Raw genomic sequence first — 15,496 nt, 5'->3', positions numbered from 1 at the left:
CCGGGCCCACCCCAGGGCCCGGCTCCCACATGCCCGCACCCCAAATCCGCCACCTACCGCACTCCCAGCCCCGCACCTGCGACCCATAGGGAGCAGCGGCCACGAAGTGGCCGTAGCGGCCCGGCCGCGAGTTAGCCGCCGTTGCGTCCGAGGCGCAGCCTCAAGCAACGGTGGCTAACTCGCGGCCCCTCAGGGGCCGCGCTCGAGCGCGCCAGCGCTCCAAAAACACAGCCTCAAACAACCCGGGACCACCCAAACCCCCGTGGCTTTGCCACACCGACCCCACCAAACCTTCGATCCCAGCACATACCCCCACGCGACCTCTGCTAATCTAACGGTAACGATTTCCATTACGATCTAGAGCTTGTCAGCAGGAGTACCGCGTGAACCCTCGTTTCGCCCGCATGTGTGCCGGTCTCACGGTGGGAGTGGTGGCCGCGGTCGTGCTCAGCGCCTGCGGTACCGGCTCCACCGATTCCGATACCCCTCAGATCGTCGCCTCCACCAATGTGTGGGGCTCCGTCGCCGCCGCCGTCGCGGGACCGGATGCGCAGGTCAGCTCGATTATCAGCGACCCGGCCGCCGACCCGCACTCCTTCGAGACCTCCGCCACCGACACCGCCAAGATCAGCGATGCCGATCTGGTGGTGTTCAACGGTGGGCACTATGACGAGTTCATCGAGAAGGCCATTTCCGGCAAGAACAAGCGGACCGTGGAAGCTTTCGAGCAGCGCGCGGACAAGTCCGATGACAACGAGCACGTCTGGTACGACGTGAGCACAGTCGCGGCCGTGGCCGATCAGATCGCCGCCGAACTCGGGCAGGTCGACGCCGCGCACGCCAGTGCTTACACCGAGCGTGCGGTCACGTTCAAGAACCAGCTGATCGGCGTCAGCACGATCACCGGCACCATCGCCGCCCAGACGCCCAACGCGCCGGTCGCGCAGTCCGAGCCGCTGGCGCACTACCTGCTGGTCGCCGCGTCCGCGCAGGACAAGACCCCGCACGAGTTCCAGGAAGCGATCGAGCAGGAGACCGACCCGGCCCCGGCCGCGGTCGCCGCCACTCGCGATCTGATCACGGGTAAGCAGGTCAAGGCGCTTATCTACAACACCCAGACGCAGGACAAGATCACCCAGGACCTGCAGGCCTCGGCGAAGTCGGCCGGGATCGCGGTGGTCGAGGTGACCGAGACCCTGCCGCAGGGCATGGACTACATCCAGTGGCAGACCGCGAACGCCAAGGCGCTCGCCGCTGCCCTGCGCTGAGGAGTCGCGTTGTCCGAGACGACCACGCTGATACCGCAGCGCACCGACACCGCGATCCGGCTGCGCGGGGCGACCATGTCGTTCGGCGACCGCACGCTGTGGAGCGGACTCGACCTCGATGTCGCACCCGGTGAGTTCATCGCGGTGCTGGGTCCCAACGGTTCGGGCAAGACCTCGCTGCTGCGCGTGCTGCTCGGTCGATTGGGTTTGAGTTCGGGTAGCGCGGAGATCGCGGGCAAGAAGGCCAGTCTCGGGAATCCGGGTATCGGCTATGTGCCGCAACAGAAGACGATCGATGCCGGGGTGCAGTTGCGCGGTGTAGACCTGGTCGGGCTCGGGGTCGACGGGCATCGTTGGGGGCTTGGATGGCGTGGTCGTGGCGAGCGGGCGGCGAAGGTCGCGGCCGCCGTTGCCGCTGTCGGCGCGCAGTCTTTCGCACATGCTCCGCTGGAGACACTGTCCGGCGGTGAACAGCAGCGGTTGCGCGTGGCGCAGGCTTTGGTCGGCGATCCGTCGGTGCTGCTGTGTGACGAACCGCTGCTGAGCCTGGACCTGGCCAATCAACGGCTGGTCGCCGAACTCGTGGACAAGCGGCGGCGCGAACACGACACGGCGGTGCTGTTCGTGACACACGAGATCAATCCGATTCTGCCGCTGGTGGATCGGGTGCTGTACCTGGTCGACGGCGGCTTCCGGATCGGGACGCCCGACGAGGTGATGACCTCGGAAACGCTGAGCGAGCTGTACGGGACCGAGGTCGAGGTGTTGCGGGTGCGCGGGCGGCTGGTCGTTGTCGGGACCGGCGACGAGATCGACGCGCTGGGCGGGACCGCCTGATGGACAAGCTCACCAAGGTTTTTCAGCAGATGTTCGACCTCGGGACCACCGCGAACCTGCTCGGTTACGACTTCGTGCAGCAGGCCTTGCTCGCCAGTGCGCTGCTCGGATTGTTGGCCGGACTGATCGGGCCGCTGATCGTCGCGCGACAGATGTCGTTCGCGGTGCACGGGACCAGCGAGCTGTCGCTGACTGGTGCGTCGGCGGCGCTGCTCATGGGAGTCGGGGTCGGATTCGGGGCGATAGCCGGTTCCGTTGTGGCTGCCGTGTTGTTCGGGTGGCTGGGTTCTCGTGCGCGCGAACGTGATTCGGTGATCGCGGTGGTGCTGTCGTTCGGGCTCGGGTTGTCGGTGCTGTTCCTGTGGTTGGCGCCCGAACGCGCCGGGTCGAAGTTCTCGTTGCTGACCGGGCAGGTGGCGGGCGTCGGTTATGACGGGCTCGCGCTGCTGGTCACGTGTACCGCGGGTGTGCTCGCGGTGCTGGCGGTGGTGTATCGACCGTTGCTGTTCGCCAGTGCCGATCCCGAGGTCGCGATCGCGCGCGGGGTGCCGGTGCGGGCGTTGTCGGTGGTGTTCGCGGTGTTGCTGGGCATCACGGCGGCGTTCGGCGTGCAGATCGTGGGGGCGTTGCTGGTGTTGGCGTTGTTGATCACGCCTGCTGCCGCGGCGGCTCAGCTGACGTCGAGTCCGCTGCGGGCGACGGTGTTGTCGGTGATCTTCGCCGAAGTGTCGGCGGTGGGTGGGTTGCTGTTGTCGCTGGCTCCGGGCGTGCCGGTGTCGACCTTCGTCACGGGAATCTCGTTCACGATCTACCTGGTCTGCCGGGTGATCGGCCACCGCAGTCGACAACTCGCGCACGTGCGCTGAACAAAGACGGCGGCCGCACGATGCCGGAATGACCGCGAGCCGCGTGGATCCGCGCGCAGAATGACCAGCATGATCGATTTCACCGTTCCGGAGGATCTGGCCGCGCTGCGAGATCGGGTTCGCGCCTTCGTCATCGACAAGATCGTGCCGTTCGAACGCGACCCGCGCCTGACCGCGCACGGGCCCACCGACGATCTGCGCGCGGAACTGATCGAACTGGCCCGCGCCGAGAAACTGCTGACCGTGCAGGCCCCCGTCGAATACGGCGGCCTCGGGCTCAGTCACGTCGAGCAGGCGCTGGTGTACGAGGCGGCGGGCTGGTCCACGCTCGGACCGGTCGCGATGAACTGCGCCGCGCCCGACGAGGGAAACATGTTCCTGCTCAACAAGATCGCCGATCCTGAGCAGATCGACCAGTATCTGATGCCGGCCATCCGCGGCGAGCAACGCACGGTGTTCGCGATGACCGAACCGGGCGGCGCGGGTTCGGATCCGGGCCAGCTCAGCACCGAGGCGGTGTTCGACGGCGAGAACTTCGTGATCAACGGCCGCAAATGGCTGATCACCGGGGCCGACGGCGCCAAGACCTGGATCATCATGGCCCTGCTCGCCGAGAACCCGCACCTGCCTGCCGGGCCGACGCTGTTCATCACCGAGGCCGACACGCCCGGCATCGTCATCGAACGCATCATGAACACGATGGACCGCAACTACGTGGGCGGGCACGCGGTCGTGCGGTTCGACAACCTCACCCTGCCCGCCACCGCCGTGCTCGGCCGCACCGGACAGGCCATGCGCTACGCCCAATTGCGTTTGGCCCCAGCCCGACTCACCCACTGCATGCGCTGGCTGGGCGCCGCCGCTCGCGCGCAGTCGATCGCGCTGGACTACGCGCGCACGCGCACCGCCTTCGGCAAACCGATCGGCGAACACGAGGGCGTGTCGTTCATGCTGGCCGATAACGAGGTGGCATTGCACCAGTGCAGGCTGACCATCTGGCACGCCTGTTGGCTGATGGATCAGGGGCAGCAGGCCCGGCACGAATCGTCGATGGCGAAGTCGTTCGTATCCGAGGAACTGTTCAAGGTGACCGACCGTTGCGTGCAGGTGCTGGGCGGAATCGGGATCAGCGACGAGACCGTGGTGGAGATGCTGTTCCGGGATATGCGCGCGTTCCGGCTCTACGACGGCCCGACCGAAGTGCACAAGTATGCGATCGGCAGACACTTGCTGGCCGGTCGCTAGTACGATTGCGTTCTATGAGTTCGGAATTGCTCGTCGATGTCGAAGGCGGCGTCGCTTTGTTGACGCTGAACCGACCTGCCAAGCAGAACGCCGTCACCGCGACCATGGCGGCCGAACTGAGCGCGGCGCTGCGCCGATGCGACATCGAGGACGCGATCCGCGCCGTCGTGATCACCGGCACCCCACCCGCCTTCTGCGCCGGCGCCGATCTGGCGGCGCGCGGTGGCGACGTGAGCGCGACGCTGGACCCGCCGCCCTGGCAGGTCCGCAAGCCGGTGATCGCGGCGGTGAACGGGCACGCGGTCGGGATCGGGCTGGCCCTGGCCCTGCAGTGTGACCTGCGGTATTTCGCGCGCGACGCGGTGTACGGGCTGAACCAGGTGCGGCGCGGGGTACTCGCCGACGGGTTCGCGCACTGGACCGTGCCGCGCCTGGCAGGCCTGGCCAACGCCGCCGACATCATGCTCACCGGACGCACCTTCGACGGTGACGAAGCCAAGTCGCTGGGGCTGGCCAACGCGGCGCTGCCCGCCGACGAGGTGCTGATGACCGCGCTCGCGGTGGCGCACGACATCGCCACCGGGACCGCTCCCCTGCCGGTCGCGCTGACCAAGCGGCTGATCTGGGAGAGCCTGGGCATGACGCCCGCGGTGGTCGGGCAGCTCGAGACGGAACTGAACGCGCACGTCGGCGACAGTGTCGACGGCGGCGAGGCGATGGTGGCGTTCAAGGAACGTCGCGCGCCGCACTGGACCGGCAGCGTCAACGACGAATGGCCCGCCTGGGACGCACCCGGCCAACGCCAAAGCCTGGACTGACGCGTCTAGAAATTCCCGTTGCAGGAACCGGCCAGATACAGCAGCGCGAACAACAACATCAAGATCGTGCCGATGATCCCGGCGACCAACCCGATCACCACCTGCGACCGGCCACTGAGCCCGCCGTAGGACGCGTCGATCTCGTTGAGCGCGCGCCTGCCCAGCACCCACGCGACCGGCCCGAAGATCCCACAGCAGAACGGACTGAGCAGCCCGAGCACAAGGATCAGGTTGGCCTGCGGGTGCTCGACCGTCTCACCGATCGGCTGATCTGGAATCGCCACAGCACGAATCCTACTGTGCGCGAGCGCAGCTGAGGCGAACTACACCACAGCCCGCCCGCGCTGCGAACAAACTCAGCCCAGGCGGCGCTGCTTGGCGATGTCCGCTAGGACGACACCCGCGGCGACCGAGGCGTTGAGCGACTCGACCGGACCCGCCATCGGAATGCTCAGGATCGAATCGCAGGTCTCGCGCACCAGACGCGACAGGCCCTTGCCCTCCGAACCCACGACCACGACGGTGGGAACGCTGCCGTCGAAGTTGTCCAGGGTGGTGTCGCCGTCGGCGTCCAGACCCACGACCTGGATGCCCTGCGCGGCCCAATCCTTCAGTGTGCGAGTCAGATTGGTGGCCCTGGCAACAGGCAGGCGCGCTGCCGCACCGGCACTGGTACGCCATGCCACCGCGGTGACGCTGGCGCTGCGACGCTGCGGGATCACCACGCCCTGACCGCCGAACGCGGCCACCGAGCGGATGACCGCGCCGAGGTTGCGCGGGTCGGTGATGTTGTCCAGCGCGACCAGCAGCGCGGGCTCCGCGGTGCCCTTCACCCGGTCCATCAGATCGTCGGGGTGCGCGTAGCGGTACGGCGGCACCTGCAGGGCCACGCCCTGGTGCATTCCGTTGGCGCTCAACCGATCCAGGTCGGTGCGCGGCACTTCGAGGATGGAGATGCCCATGTCGGCGGCACGCTGCACGCTCTCCGACAGGCGATCGTCGTTCTCGGTGCCGACCGCCACGAACAGCGCGGTCGCGGGCACCTCGGCGCGCAGGCACTCGAGCACCGGGTTGCGGCCCAGCACCAACTCGGGACCCTCGTCGGACTTGCGACCAACGCGCGGCACGCCGGACTTACCGGACGGACGACCCTGTGCCGCATTGGCTTTCGCCTTGGCCGCGGCCTTGGCCCGCTTCGCGGCGGGATGCTTGGTGCGCTCGACGGCAGGCGGCGTCGCACCCCGGCCCTCGAGCCCGCGACGGTGCTTGCCGCCGGAACCGGCGACCTGCCCCTTCTTGGTGCCGCCCTTACGTACTGCTCCGCGTCGCTGTGAATTACCTGCCATCAGTTCGCCTTTCCGCTCGATGCGCCCAGCGACCACTCCGGCCCCTGCGGGGTATCGGTTACCTCGATACCCGCGGCGATGAGCCGATCCCGTGCGGCATCGGCTTCTGCCCAGTTCTTTTCGGCCCGCGCGTTCGCCCGACGGTTCAATTCCGTCTGAACGAGCACATCGAGCGCTTCGATCGCCGCCGAACTATCGGCGGGGGTGTACCACTGTTCGTCGAGCGGGTCGACGCCGAGAATTCCCAGCATCGCCCGCACCGCACCGGCCAGTTCGACCGCGGTGTCCACCGCGCCGGACTCGAGCGCGCGATTTCCCTCGTGCACCACATGGTGGATTTCGGCCAGTGCCTTCGGGACCGCGAGATCGTCGTCGAGAGCGGCGGCGAATCCGTCGGTCCATTTACCGACCGGCACCTGCCCCGCCCGATCCAGCACCCGCTGCACGAACGCTTCGATGCGCTGATAGGAGGCGACGGCGTCGTCGAGAGCCTTGTCGGAGTATTCGAGCATCGAGCGGTAATGCGCGCTGCCCAGATAGAAACGCAATTCTACCGGGCGCACCCTGGTGAGCACATTCGGCACCGACAGCACGTTGCCCAACGACTTGGACATTTTCTCCCCGCCCATCGTCACCCAGCCGTTGTGCAGCCAGTAACGCGCGAAACCGTCGCCTGCCGCTTTCGACTGGGCGATCTCGTTCTCGTGGTGCGGGAAGATCAAATCCATTCCGCCGCAATGGATATCGAATTCCGGGCCGAGATAGAACTCGGCCATCGCCGAGCATTCCAGATGCCAACCGGGCCGACCGGGACCCCACGGCGACGGCCAGCTCGGCTCACCGGGCTTGGCGGCTTTCCACAGGGTGAAGTCGCGCGGATCACGTTTGCAACGGGTCGGGGTTTCGCCCTGGTGCACGTCGTCGAGGCGGTGGCCCGACAATTCACCGTAATTCGGCCAGCTCATCACGTCGAAATAGACGTCGCCGTCGGCGGCATAGGCGTGCCCGCGCTCGATCAGGCGCTGCATCAGATCGACCATCTGGGTGATGTGGCCGGTAGCGCGCGGTTCGGCCGACGGCGGCAGCACGCCGAGGGTTTCGTAGGCCTTGTCGAAAGCGCGCTCGTGCGTGGCGGCCCATTCCCACCACGGGCGGCCCGCTTCGGCGGCCTTGTTCAGGATCTTGTCGTCGATATCGGTGACATTGCGGATGAACCGCACGTCGAAGTCGTGCGCGAGCAACCAGCGACGCAGCACGTCGAAGGCGACGCCGCTGCGCACGTGACCGATATGGGGCTGACCCTGCACGGTGGCCCCACACAGGTACACCGAGGCACGGCCGGGGACCAGCGGGGTGAATTCCCGCATGGTTCGCGTGTCGGTGTCAAAAAGGCGCAAGGTCACGGCATTCGATCCTAGTCGGTGGGACGAGAGTGGGATTGACCGGCCGGTTCGTGGCTCGCGAGTTTCTGCGACGAAGCCGGGAATCGGCGAAAAGGTACTGCGGTGGGAATCGGGCGGCCCGGTTCGGGCTAGGAACACTCCGCGAGCAGACAGGTGGCGATCGCGGCGACACCTTCGCCACGACCGGTCAGGCCGAGGCCGTCGGTGGTCGTGCCCGAGACGGAGACGGGCGCGTCGAGCAGTTCGCCGAGCACTTTCTGGGCTTCGGCGCGGCGCGGGCCGATCTTCGGGCGATTGCCGATGACCTGCACCGCGGCGTTCACGACTTCGAAGCCTTCTTCGGTCAGCAACCTACGGACCTCGGTGAGCATGGCGGCGCCGGTGACACCGGCCCATTCGGGGCGGCCGACGCCGAAGACCGCGCCGACGTCGCCGAGACCCGCGGCGGAGAGGAGGGCGTCGCAGAGGGCGTGGGCGGCTACGTCACCGTCGGAGTGGCCCGAGCAGCCGTCGGCCTCCGGGAACAGCAAACCGGCCATCCAGCAGGGGCGGCCGGGTTCGATGGGGTGCACGTCGCTGCCGATGCCGACTCTCATCGGGCAACCGCCTGAGTCACGGTGGGCGCCGTGGGCTGCCCGGCGTCAGCGGAAGTCGCGACGGCCGGAGTCGGGTCGGCGGCCTGGCGCGGCGCGGCGCTTCCGTCTGCCAGCAGCGCTTCGGCCAGGCGCAGGTCGAGGGGGGTGGTGATCTTGAAGGCGAGGGAGTCGCCGGCGACGGTGTGCACGTCGACGCCGAGGCGTTCGACAAGGCCTGCGTCGTCTGTCGCGCCGACATCGGTCGTGTAGGCGCGGCGCAGCAGGTCGGCGGCGAAGCCCTGGGGGGTTTGGATGGCCCGCAGGTGGGCGCGGTCGGGGGTCCCGGTGACGATGCCTGCGGCGTCGACCGATTTGACGGTGTCGACGACGGGCAGCGCGGGGACCACCGCGCGACTTCCGGCCTGCAGCTCGGCGGCCACGCGCGCGATCAGCTCGGGAGGGGTGAGCGCGCGGGCGGCGTCGTGAACGAGGTAGAACGCGGCGTCGGGCGCGGCCGCGATGCCGGCGCGGACGGAGTCGGTGCGTTCGGCACCGCCGACGACTACTTGCACCGGCACAGAGGGCATCGAACCGCCGGACAGCAAAGAGGTGGCCTCGTCGACCAGTTCGGCGGGGACGACCACGACAACCCGGTGCACCGCACCGGACGCGATCAGACCGTCGACGGCCAACCGGACCATAGCCGTGCCGCCGACCGGAACGAACGCCTTCGGGGTGGGTTCACCCAGGCGCACGCCTCGACCGGCGGCAGGGACCAGTGCTACGACAGGTCGCACTTTCAATTGTTTTCTAGGAAGCCGCTGCGAGGACCTCGTCGAGCAGCGATTCGGCCTTGCCGTCGTCGGTGCCCTCGGCGAGCGCGAGCTCACCGACGAGAATCTGACGAGCCTTGGCCAGCATTCGCTTCTCACCGGCGGACAGGCCGCGGTCCTGCTCACGACGCCACAGGTCACGCACCACTTCGGCCACCTTGTTCACATCGCCGGAGGCGAGCTTCTCGAGGTTGGCCTTGTAACGGCGGGACCAGTTGGTCGGCTCCTCCGTGTGTGGCGCGCGCAGCACCTGGAAGACGCGGTCGAGACCTTCCTGGCCGACGACGTCGCGGACGCCGACATATTCGGCGTTCTCTGCGGGAACCCGAACAGTCAGGTCGCCTTGCGCGACCTTCAGGACCAGATACTCTTTCTGCACACCCTTGATGGTGCGGGTCTCGATTGCTTCGATCAGCGCCGCTCCGTGGTGGGGGTAAACGACGGTGTCTCCGACCTTAAAAATCATGTGTCCCGTGCCCCTTTCGATGTTCACAGTTTAACATGCGACTCGATAACGGCGCGATCAACTGTGCAGGTCAGGGCCACAACGAGGCCATCGCAGGGGTTGACAATACGCAGTTGTTGTGCATTGAATTGCGCCACAACGGGTTAACCACCAGCATAGTGGCCGGTTAGCGCTGCGCGGACCACCGGCATCGATCCGGCAACCTCGCTCGGGACACCTAACTGTTACTTCCGCACCGCGCGTCGCGAGCCCGAACGTCGCCCGCGCGCAGTCAACTACTACGCTGCCTAGTTACTACCCTCCGACCCGCTGTGGACGGAGTGAGCCCGGTCGACATGGAGGACAAACCGTGACTGCCCTGAAAGCTGTGACCGCCACGTCGGCGCGACGTCGCATGGCGACGGTTGCCGCGCTCGCCGCTGCCGCGGGTATCGCCCTGACCGGCTGCAGTGCCGGCCAGCACACCCAGACCTCGGCGCAGGCCGCCGCGATCAACGGCAACCACGCCACGGTCGGCGACATCGCCCTGCGCAACGTGTACATCGTGTACCCCGAAGCCACCGCCGAGCACAGCAAGGGCGGCAAGGCCGTGCTCGCGCTGTCGATCATCAACGGCAGCGAGACCGTCACCGACGAGCTGACCAGCGTGAGCACCGACCTGGGTCAGATCAAGATCACCGGCCCCGCCGGCGACCCGAAGTTCACGCTGAAGCCGCAGCAGACCGTGGTCGTCGGCCCGGCAACCGCCAAGCCCGCCGCTGCCGATGATCACCACGGCACCACCACGGCCGCGCCCACCACCACCTCGGCGGCCCCGACCAGCACGTCTGCCGCGCCGACCAGCGCCGCGGGCGACAAGCCCTCGATCGACCCGGTGAAGACCCCGGCCACCATCGAGATCACCGGCCTGGCCAAGGACATCGTCCCCGGCCTGACCTATAACGTCACCTTCAACTTCAAGGACGCGGGCACCGTGCAGGTGTCGGTCCCGGTCGACGCCGCCGCTGTCGAGCGCGTGGAGAACGAGAAGTCCGGCCCGGCGCCCGAGGGTGCGGGCGGCGGTCACTGAGACCAGCCTTCGCAGGTAGAGCCGTCGCGAACTTTCGCGGCGGCTCTACTTGTCGGTGCTGGTCCGTAGGGTGCGCGTGTGGCCAAGACCAAAGCAGTCTTCCGGTGCTCCGCGTGTTCGCACGAGGTGTCCAAGTGGGTGGGTAAGTGCCCCGATTGTGGTGCCTGGGGGACGGTGAACGAGGTGGCCGTCTCGGCGTCCGCCGCGGCGCCCGGACGGCGGGCGATGCTGCCCACCACTGCGGCGGCGCCGTTGTCGCAGATCGATTCCAAGATCACCCGGGCGCGCTCGACGGGCGTGAGTGAGCTGGATCGGGTGCTCGGGGGCGGTGTGGTGCCGGGGTCGGTGGTGTTGCTGTCGGGTGAGCCAGGGGTCGGCAAGTCGACGCTGTTGCTCGAGGTGGCGTTTCGGTGGGCGTCGGCGCGCGAGGAGACCGCGCTGTATGTGACCGCGGAGGAATCCGCCGGTCAGGTGCGGTTGCGGGCGGATCGCACGGGTGCCGTGCACGACCGGGTGTATCTGGCGGCGGAGTCGGATCTGTCGATCGTGCTCGGGCATGTCGAGCAGGTGCGGCCGACGTTGCTGGTGGTGGACTCGGTGCAGACGATGCTCGCGCCGGAGGTGGACGGCGTGATCGGCGGTGTCACCCAGGTGCGCGCGGTGACGGCCGCGTTGACGTCGCTTGCCAAGGCGTCGGGGATCGCGGTGCTGCTGGTCGGGCACGTCACCAAGGACGGGAACGTGGCCGGGCCGCGCACGCTCGAGCACCTGGTGGACGTGGTGTTGCAGTTCGAGGGTGACAAGAACTCGTCGCTGCGGATGGTGCGCGGCATCAAGAATCGGTTCGGCAGTGCCGACGAGGTGGGCTGTTTCGAACTGCACGACGACGGCATCGCCTGCGTCGACGATCCTTCCGGGCTGTTCCTGCACCATCGCACCGACACGGTGCCCGGTACCGCGGTGACCGTGGCGATGGACGGCAAGCGGCCGCTGGTGGCCGAGGTGCAGGGGCTCACGGTCAAGACCGAGATTCCGCAGCCGCGCCGGGCGGTGAGCGGGTTGGATTACAACCGGGTCGCCATGGTGCTGGCGGTGCTGCAAAGTCGCGGACGGGTGTTTCTGGGCAAACACGATGTGTACGCGGCGACCGTGGGCGGGATGCGATTACTCGAGCCGACCGCCGATCTGGCCATCGCCTTGGCCATCGCGTCGGCCGAGGCCGATGTCGCGCTGCCTGCTGGCTGGGTGATTCTCGGCGAAGTCGGGCTGGCGGGCGAGGTCCGCAAGGTCACCGGTCTGGGCAGGCGGCTGGCCGAGGCCGAACGGCTCGGCTTCACCACGGCGTTGGTGCCGCCCGGTTCGGAGAAGACCAAGACCGGGACCATGCGCATTCACGAGGTCGGGGATCTGCGTTCGGCGCTGCGTTTGGCCGAACTCCGCAAATCCCGCGCACCGCGCGAAGTGGTGTCCGTGGAATAACTTCGGCAAACGCGAAAATCGGTGTCGGCCACCCATTTTCGCGACAATGTCCATTGACGGCGTGGCCGAACCTGCGAAGACTGCAAATCGACCGAAGTCGAACATGTGACCTATTGCGCACCCGCACAATGCCCCCGCACGCGGGAGCTGTGGTTCACGAGGCCAGGTTGAAGGGTTCCGCGGCACTGCGCGCGGCACCGAGTTGGGCCACCACCATGTACGCGCCCGCGGGCACCTGGAGGCGGTCGCCCGCGCACTGGGGCTGCGAGGTGGTGCCGAACCAGTTGCCCTTGTACGACAGTTGTTCACCGGCCTTGAGCGTTTTCATTTCCGGCGGGTCGTCCTGGGCGCAGTCGTTGCTCGCCCAGAGGCGGCGTTGGCCGTCGAGGGTGTAGACCAGGAACTGCGGGCCGGCGCCGAGGTCGCGGGAGCAGGCGGCGGACGAGATGTTGGTGATCACCGTGCCGAACGCGGGCTGGTCGCCGACCTTGTAGGTCGGCTGGCCGACGGTCACCTTCAACGCCAGTGACTGGTCCGAGCACGGTGGTGCCGCGGGTTGGTCGGTGGCGCTGGTCGTGGTGGTGGGCGTGGTCGAACTACCGGTCGGCGCGGAGCTGGTTGCCGACGTGGTCGTACTCGGCGCCGACGTGGTGGTCTCGGACGTGGTCGCGGCCACGTTCTCGGCCCCGGCCGACTCTCCCCCGCGCGCGACCATGGTGACGAGCCAGATCACGATCGCGAGCACCACGACAGCGACGCCGATCGCGAGTGCACGGCGGCGCCAGTAGATCTCCGGTGACAGCGGTCCATTCGGTTCCAGCACACCTCAAAGGTAAGCGCAGCGCGGGGGGCGCGCTGCGCTTACCTCGGCGTGTCGGGGGCCGAACCGGGTTGTGGTCCCGGTTCAGACCACCTCGCCGATGTTGCCGACGGTGCGTCGCAGCTGCACGCGACCGTCCTCGAGCTTGTAGGTGACGCTGGCGATAGCGCACTGACCAGTGGCAACGCGCTGCGAGATGATCATCGACCGCTGCATGAGCAGCTTGCTGGTCTCCACCACGTGGCGGGCTTCGAGGTCGTCCAGCGAGGTGAGCCCTTCGCGGCGGCCGACCAGAATCGACGGCGTCACCCGCTCGACCACGCTGCGGATGAACCCGCCGGGCACCTCGCCGCCGTCGAGGGCGTCGATGGTGGCCTTCACCGCGCCACAGCTGTCGTGCCCGAGCACGACGATCAGCGGCACATTGAGCACCTCCACGCCGTATTCGATCGAGCCCAGCACCGAACTGTCCACGACGTGACCGGCGGTGCGCACCACGAACATGTCGCCAAGACCCTGGTCGAAGATCAGCTCCGCGGCGACGCGGGAGTCACCGCAACCGAACAGGATCGCGTGCGGGTTCTGACCCTTGACGAGTTTGGCTCGGTCCGCGGCGCCCTGGCTAGGATGCTGCAGAGTGTCATTGACGAAGCGCTCGTTGCCTTCACGTAGCGACTTCCAGGCGCTTATCGGATTGGAACCAGGCATACCGACCATTGTGCACAGGCGCTTGGTTACCAGCGAGTCCGCCGCGTTACGCGTCGGCAAAGAGAGCCTGGCGCAGAGGAAACGAGAACGGTGAGCATCGACGCGAAAGCCCTGCTGACATGGTTCGGCGACACCGCGCGCGAGTTGCCGTGGCGCGAACCCGAGGCCACCGCCTGGCACATTCTGATGAGCGAGATCATGCTGCAGCAGACGCCGGTGGTGCGCGTCGAGCCGATCTGGCGGGAGTGGGTGGCGCGCTGGCCGGTGCCGTCGGCGATGGCGGCGTCCTCGCAAGCGGAGGTGCTGCGGGCCTGGGGGAAGTTGGGGTATCCACGGCGGGCGTTGCGGTTGCACGAGTGTGCGCGAGTGTTGGCGGCTGAGCACGGGGACGTGGTGCCCGCTGATGTCGACGTGTTGTTGGGCCTGCCCGGAATCGGTGCGTATACCGCTCGGGCGGTTGCTTGCTTCGCGTATGGGCAGCGAGTTCCCGTGGTGGACACCAATGTTCGACGGGTGGTCGCGCGGGCTGTGCACGGGCGCGAACCGGGCAACCCGTCTTCGCGCGATCTCGCCGAGACCGAGGCACTGCTGCCCGTTCCGGTTCCACGGGCCGCGAAATTCTCCGCGGCGCTGATGGAACTGGGTGCGCTGGTGTGCACGGCCCGCAATCCCGACTGTGCGCGCTGCCCGTTGCCGAGTTGTGCGTGGGTGGAGGCGGGCAAACCCGCCGCCGAGGTGGCGCGCAAGGTGCAGAAGTACGAGGGCACCGATCGTCAGGCGCGGGGGCGGTTGTTGGATGTGCTGCGCGATTCGTCGGGGCCGGTCGAACGGGTGCGGTTGGATCTGGCCTGGACGCGCGATCCAGGGCAGCGGGCGCGGGCGTTGGATTCGTTGCTGGTCGACGGGTTGATCGAGCAGACCGATGATGGATTGTTCGCGCTTGCGGGTGAGGGAAGCGCGGCTCCATAGCGCCGAGACCGGGTGTGTCGGCTCGAACTACGTCGAGGAGGTCGGCTCGGTTACGCGGTGCAGGAACCGGCCGACGTGTTCGCGGTACGTCTCGGGCTGTTCGTCGTGCACCAGGTGCCCCGCCCCTTCGATGCGCACGTACTCCGCGTCGGGAACGACCTCGGCCATCGTGCGCATCTGCCCCGGTGGGGTGATGGTGTGCTCGCCTTCGATGAGCAGCGTGGGGATCCGCAGTGACTTCCATTCGGACCAGAAGTCGCGGGTGCCCCACTCTTCGGAGATCGCGCGGAAGGTGTCGACCTCGCCGTGCAGGCGGTAGCCATCGGGTGTCGCGGTGAACGCGCGCAGGAAATAGGTGCCCGCGACCGGGCCGAAGTAGTCGAGCACCGCCTGTTCGTCGGCGAACGGTTGCGGCCACGACCCGATCAGCTCGGCCCAGTGCGCGGCGGTGCGGCCGGTGAAATCGGGCGCGATGTCCTCGACGACGATCGCCCGCACCCGCTCGGGATAGGTCGCGGCGAACATCCACCCGTGGATCGCCCCCATCGAATGCCCGACGATCACCATCGGCTCGGCGATACCGGCGGTGAGCTCACCAAGATCGGCCACGAACGCCTCCGTCGTGAGCACGCCCGGCGCAGCCCGCCCATGCCCAGCAGCATCAACCGCATAGACATGCCCATACCCACGCAACCACGGCACCTGATCCGCCCAGGTCCGCGCACTCCCCATCAGCCCATGCAACAACAGAATCGGAACCCCGACCCCACCTTCGTCGTACAACACCCGTCCGA

Annotated in this window: 16 protein-coding genes and 1 pseudogene; 8 read left to right on the top strand and 9 right to left on the bottom strand. The window is 67.6% G+C overall.

What is annotated here, in order from left to right; all coding sequences use genetic code 11:
• Window positions 1–404: 404 nt before the first annotated feature.
• The 5 genes from ACFWVD_RS07050 to ACFWVD_RS07030 all read left to right on the top strand — a co-directional run bounded on the left by ACFWVD_RS07050 (window position 405) and on the right by ACFWVD_RS07030 (window position 5,034).
• Window positions 405–1,268 (top strand): metal ABC transporter solute-binding protein, Zn/Mn family, encoded by an 864-nt coding sequence (locus ACFWVD_RS07050; RefSeq protein ID WP_379241543.1) that lies wholly within the window; start codon window positions 405–407, stop codon window positions 1,266–1,268.
• Window positions 1,269–1,343: 75 nt separating this feature from the next.
• Entirely contained in the window at window positions 1,344–2,105 is a 762-nt protein-coding gene (locus ACFWVD_RS07045) for a metal ABC transporter ATP-binding protein (RefSeq protein ID WP_379241542.1), read from the top strand.
• The gene (locus ACFWVD_RS07040) at window positions 2,105–2,971 is read left to right on the top strand and encodes a metal ABC transporter permease (protein WP_379241094.1); all 867 of its coding nucleotides are present in this window, start codon (window positions 2,105–2,107) and stop codon (window positions 2,969–2,971) included. The genes ACFWVD_RS07045 and ACFWVD_RS07040 overlap by 1 nt, the downstream gene beginning before the upstream one ends.
• 69 nt (window positions 2,972–3,040) lie before the next feature.
• Entirely contained in the window at window positions 3,041–4,216 is a 1,176-nt protein-coding gene (locus ACFWVD_RS07035; RefSeq protein WP_379241093.1) for an acyl-CoA dehydrogenase family protein, read from the top strand.
• Window positions 4,217–4,230: 14 nt separating this feature from the next.
• A complete protein-coding gene (locus tag ACFWVD_RS07030) occupies window positions 4,231–5,034 on the top strand; it encodes an enoyl-CoA hydratase/isomerase family protein (RefSeq protein WP_379241092.1) in 804 nt (267 codons plus the stop codon).
• A gap of 5 nt (window positions 5,035–5,039) precedes the next feature.
• Here the strand turns inward: ACFWVD_RS07030 and ACFWVD_RS07025 are convergent, their stop codons facing one another.
• From ACFWVD_RS07025 to carD, 6 genes and pseudogenes are all read right to left on the bottom strand, one after another.
• Window positions 5,040–5,318 (bottom strand): DUF4190 domain-containing protein, encoded by a 279-nt coding sequence (locus tag ACFWVD_RS07025; RefSeq protein ID WP_379241091.1) that lies wholly within the window; start codon window positions 5,316–5,318, stop codon window positions 5,040–5,042.
• 72 nt (window positions 5,319–5,390) lie between these two features.
• Entirely contained in the window at window positions 5,391–6,380 is a 990-nt protein-coding gene (gene rlmB / locus ACFWVD_RS07020) for a 23S rRNA (guanosine(2251)-2'-O)-methyltransferase RlmB (protein ID WP_379241090.1), read from the bottom strand.
• Entirely contained in the window at window positions 6,380–7,783 is a 1,404-nt protein-coding gene (cysS, locus tag ACFWVD_RS07015; RefSeq protein WP_379241089.1) for a cysteine--tRNA ligase, read from the bottom strand. The genes rlmB and cysS overlap by 1 nt, the downstream gene beginning before the upstream one ends.
• Window positions 7,784–7,911: 128 nt before the next feature.
• A complete protein-coding gene (ispF, locus tag ACFWVD_RS07010) occupies window positions 7,912–8,379 on the bottom strand; it encodes a 2-C-methyl-D-erythritol 2,4-cyclodiphosphate synthase (RefSeq protein WP_379241088.1) in 468 nt (155 codons plus the stop codon).
• Between the two features lie 98 nt (window positions 8,380–8,477).
• Window positions 8,478–9,155, bottom strand: a pseudogene (gene ispD / locus ACFWVD_RS07005) (2-C-methyl-D-erythritol 4-phosphate cytidylyltransferase); the annotation flags it as partial.
• A gap of 13 nt (window positions 9,156–9,168) precedes the next feature.
• Window positions 9,169–9,657, bottom strand: coding sequence for an RNA polymerase-binding transcription factor CarD (carD, locus tag ACFWVD_RS07000; RefSeq protein WP_019044685.1), 489 nt, complete (start codon window positions 9,655–9,657; stop codon window positions 9,169–9,171).
• Between the two features lie 349 nt (window positions 9,658–10,006).
• Here carD and ACFWVD_RS06995 point away from each other — a divergent pair, with 349 nt between their 5' ends.
• Together ACFWVD_RS06995 and radA are read left to right on the top strand one after the other, a co-directional pair.
• Window positions 10,007–10,726, top strand: coding sequence for a hypothetical protein (locus tag ACFWVD_RS06995; RefSeq protein ID WP_379241087.1), 720 nt, complete (start codon window positions 10,007–10,009; stop codon window positions 10,724–10,726).
• A 78-nt stretch (window positions 10,727–10,804) separates the two neighbouring features.
• Window positions 10,805–12,205, top strand: a complete 1,401-nt coding sequence (gene radA, locus ACFWVD_RS06990) for a DNA repair protein RadA (protein ID WP_379241086.1) — start codon at window positions 10,805–10,807, stop codon at window positions 12,203–12,205.
• A gap of 154 nt (window positions 12,206–12,359) precedes the next feature.
• Here radA and ACFWVD_RS06985 read toward each other — a convergent pair whose 3' ends face one another.
• Both ACFWVD_RS06985 and ACFWVD_RS06980 read right to left on the bottom strand, forming a co-directional pair.
• Window positions 12,360–13,028 (bottom strand): hypothetical protein, encoded by a 669-nt coding sequence (locus ACFWVD_RS06985; protein ID WP_379241085.1) that lies wholly within the window; start codon window positions 13,026–13,028, stop codon window positions 12,360–12,362.
• A gap of 81 nt (window positions 13,029–13,109) precedes the next feature.
• On the bottom strand, window positions 13,110–13,733 hold the full coding sequence (locus ACFWVD_RS06980) for a carbonic anhydrase (RefSeq protein ID WP_379241084.1): 624 nt from the start codon (window positions 13,731–13,733) through the stop codon (window positions 13,110–13,112).
• A gap of 90 nt (window positions 13,734–13,823) precedes the next feature.
• Between ACFWVD_RS06980 and ACFWVD_RS06975 the strand changes: the two genes are divergently transcribed.
• Window positions 13,824–14,702, top strand: coding sequence for an A/G-specific adenine glycosylase (locus ACFWVD_RS06975; RefSeq protein WP_379241083.1), 879 nt, complete (start codon window positions 13,824–13,826; stop codon window positions 14,700–14,702).
• A gap of 27 nt (window positions 14,703–14,729) precedes the next feature.
• Here ACFWVD_RS06975 and ACFWVD_RS06970 read toward each other — a convergent pair whose 3' ends face one another.
• A complete protein-coding gene (locus ACFWVD_RS06970; protein WP_379241082.1) occupies window positions 14,730–15,488 on the bottom strand; it encodes an alpha/beta fold hydrolase in 759 nt (252 codons plus the stop codon).
• Window positions 15,489–15,496: the final 8 nt, after the last annotated feature.

Origin of the sequence: Nocardia sp. NPDC058666 (assembly GCF_042714895.1) — a bacterium.
GTDB lineage: Bacteria > Actinomycetota > Actinomycetes > Mycobacteriales > Mycobacteriaceae > Nocardia.
The sequence above is the reverse complement of the archived record's forward strand: the minus strand, read 5'-3'. Positions and strand labels throughout refer to the sequence as shown.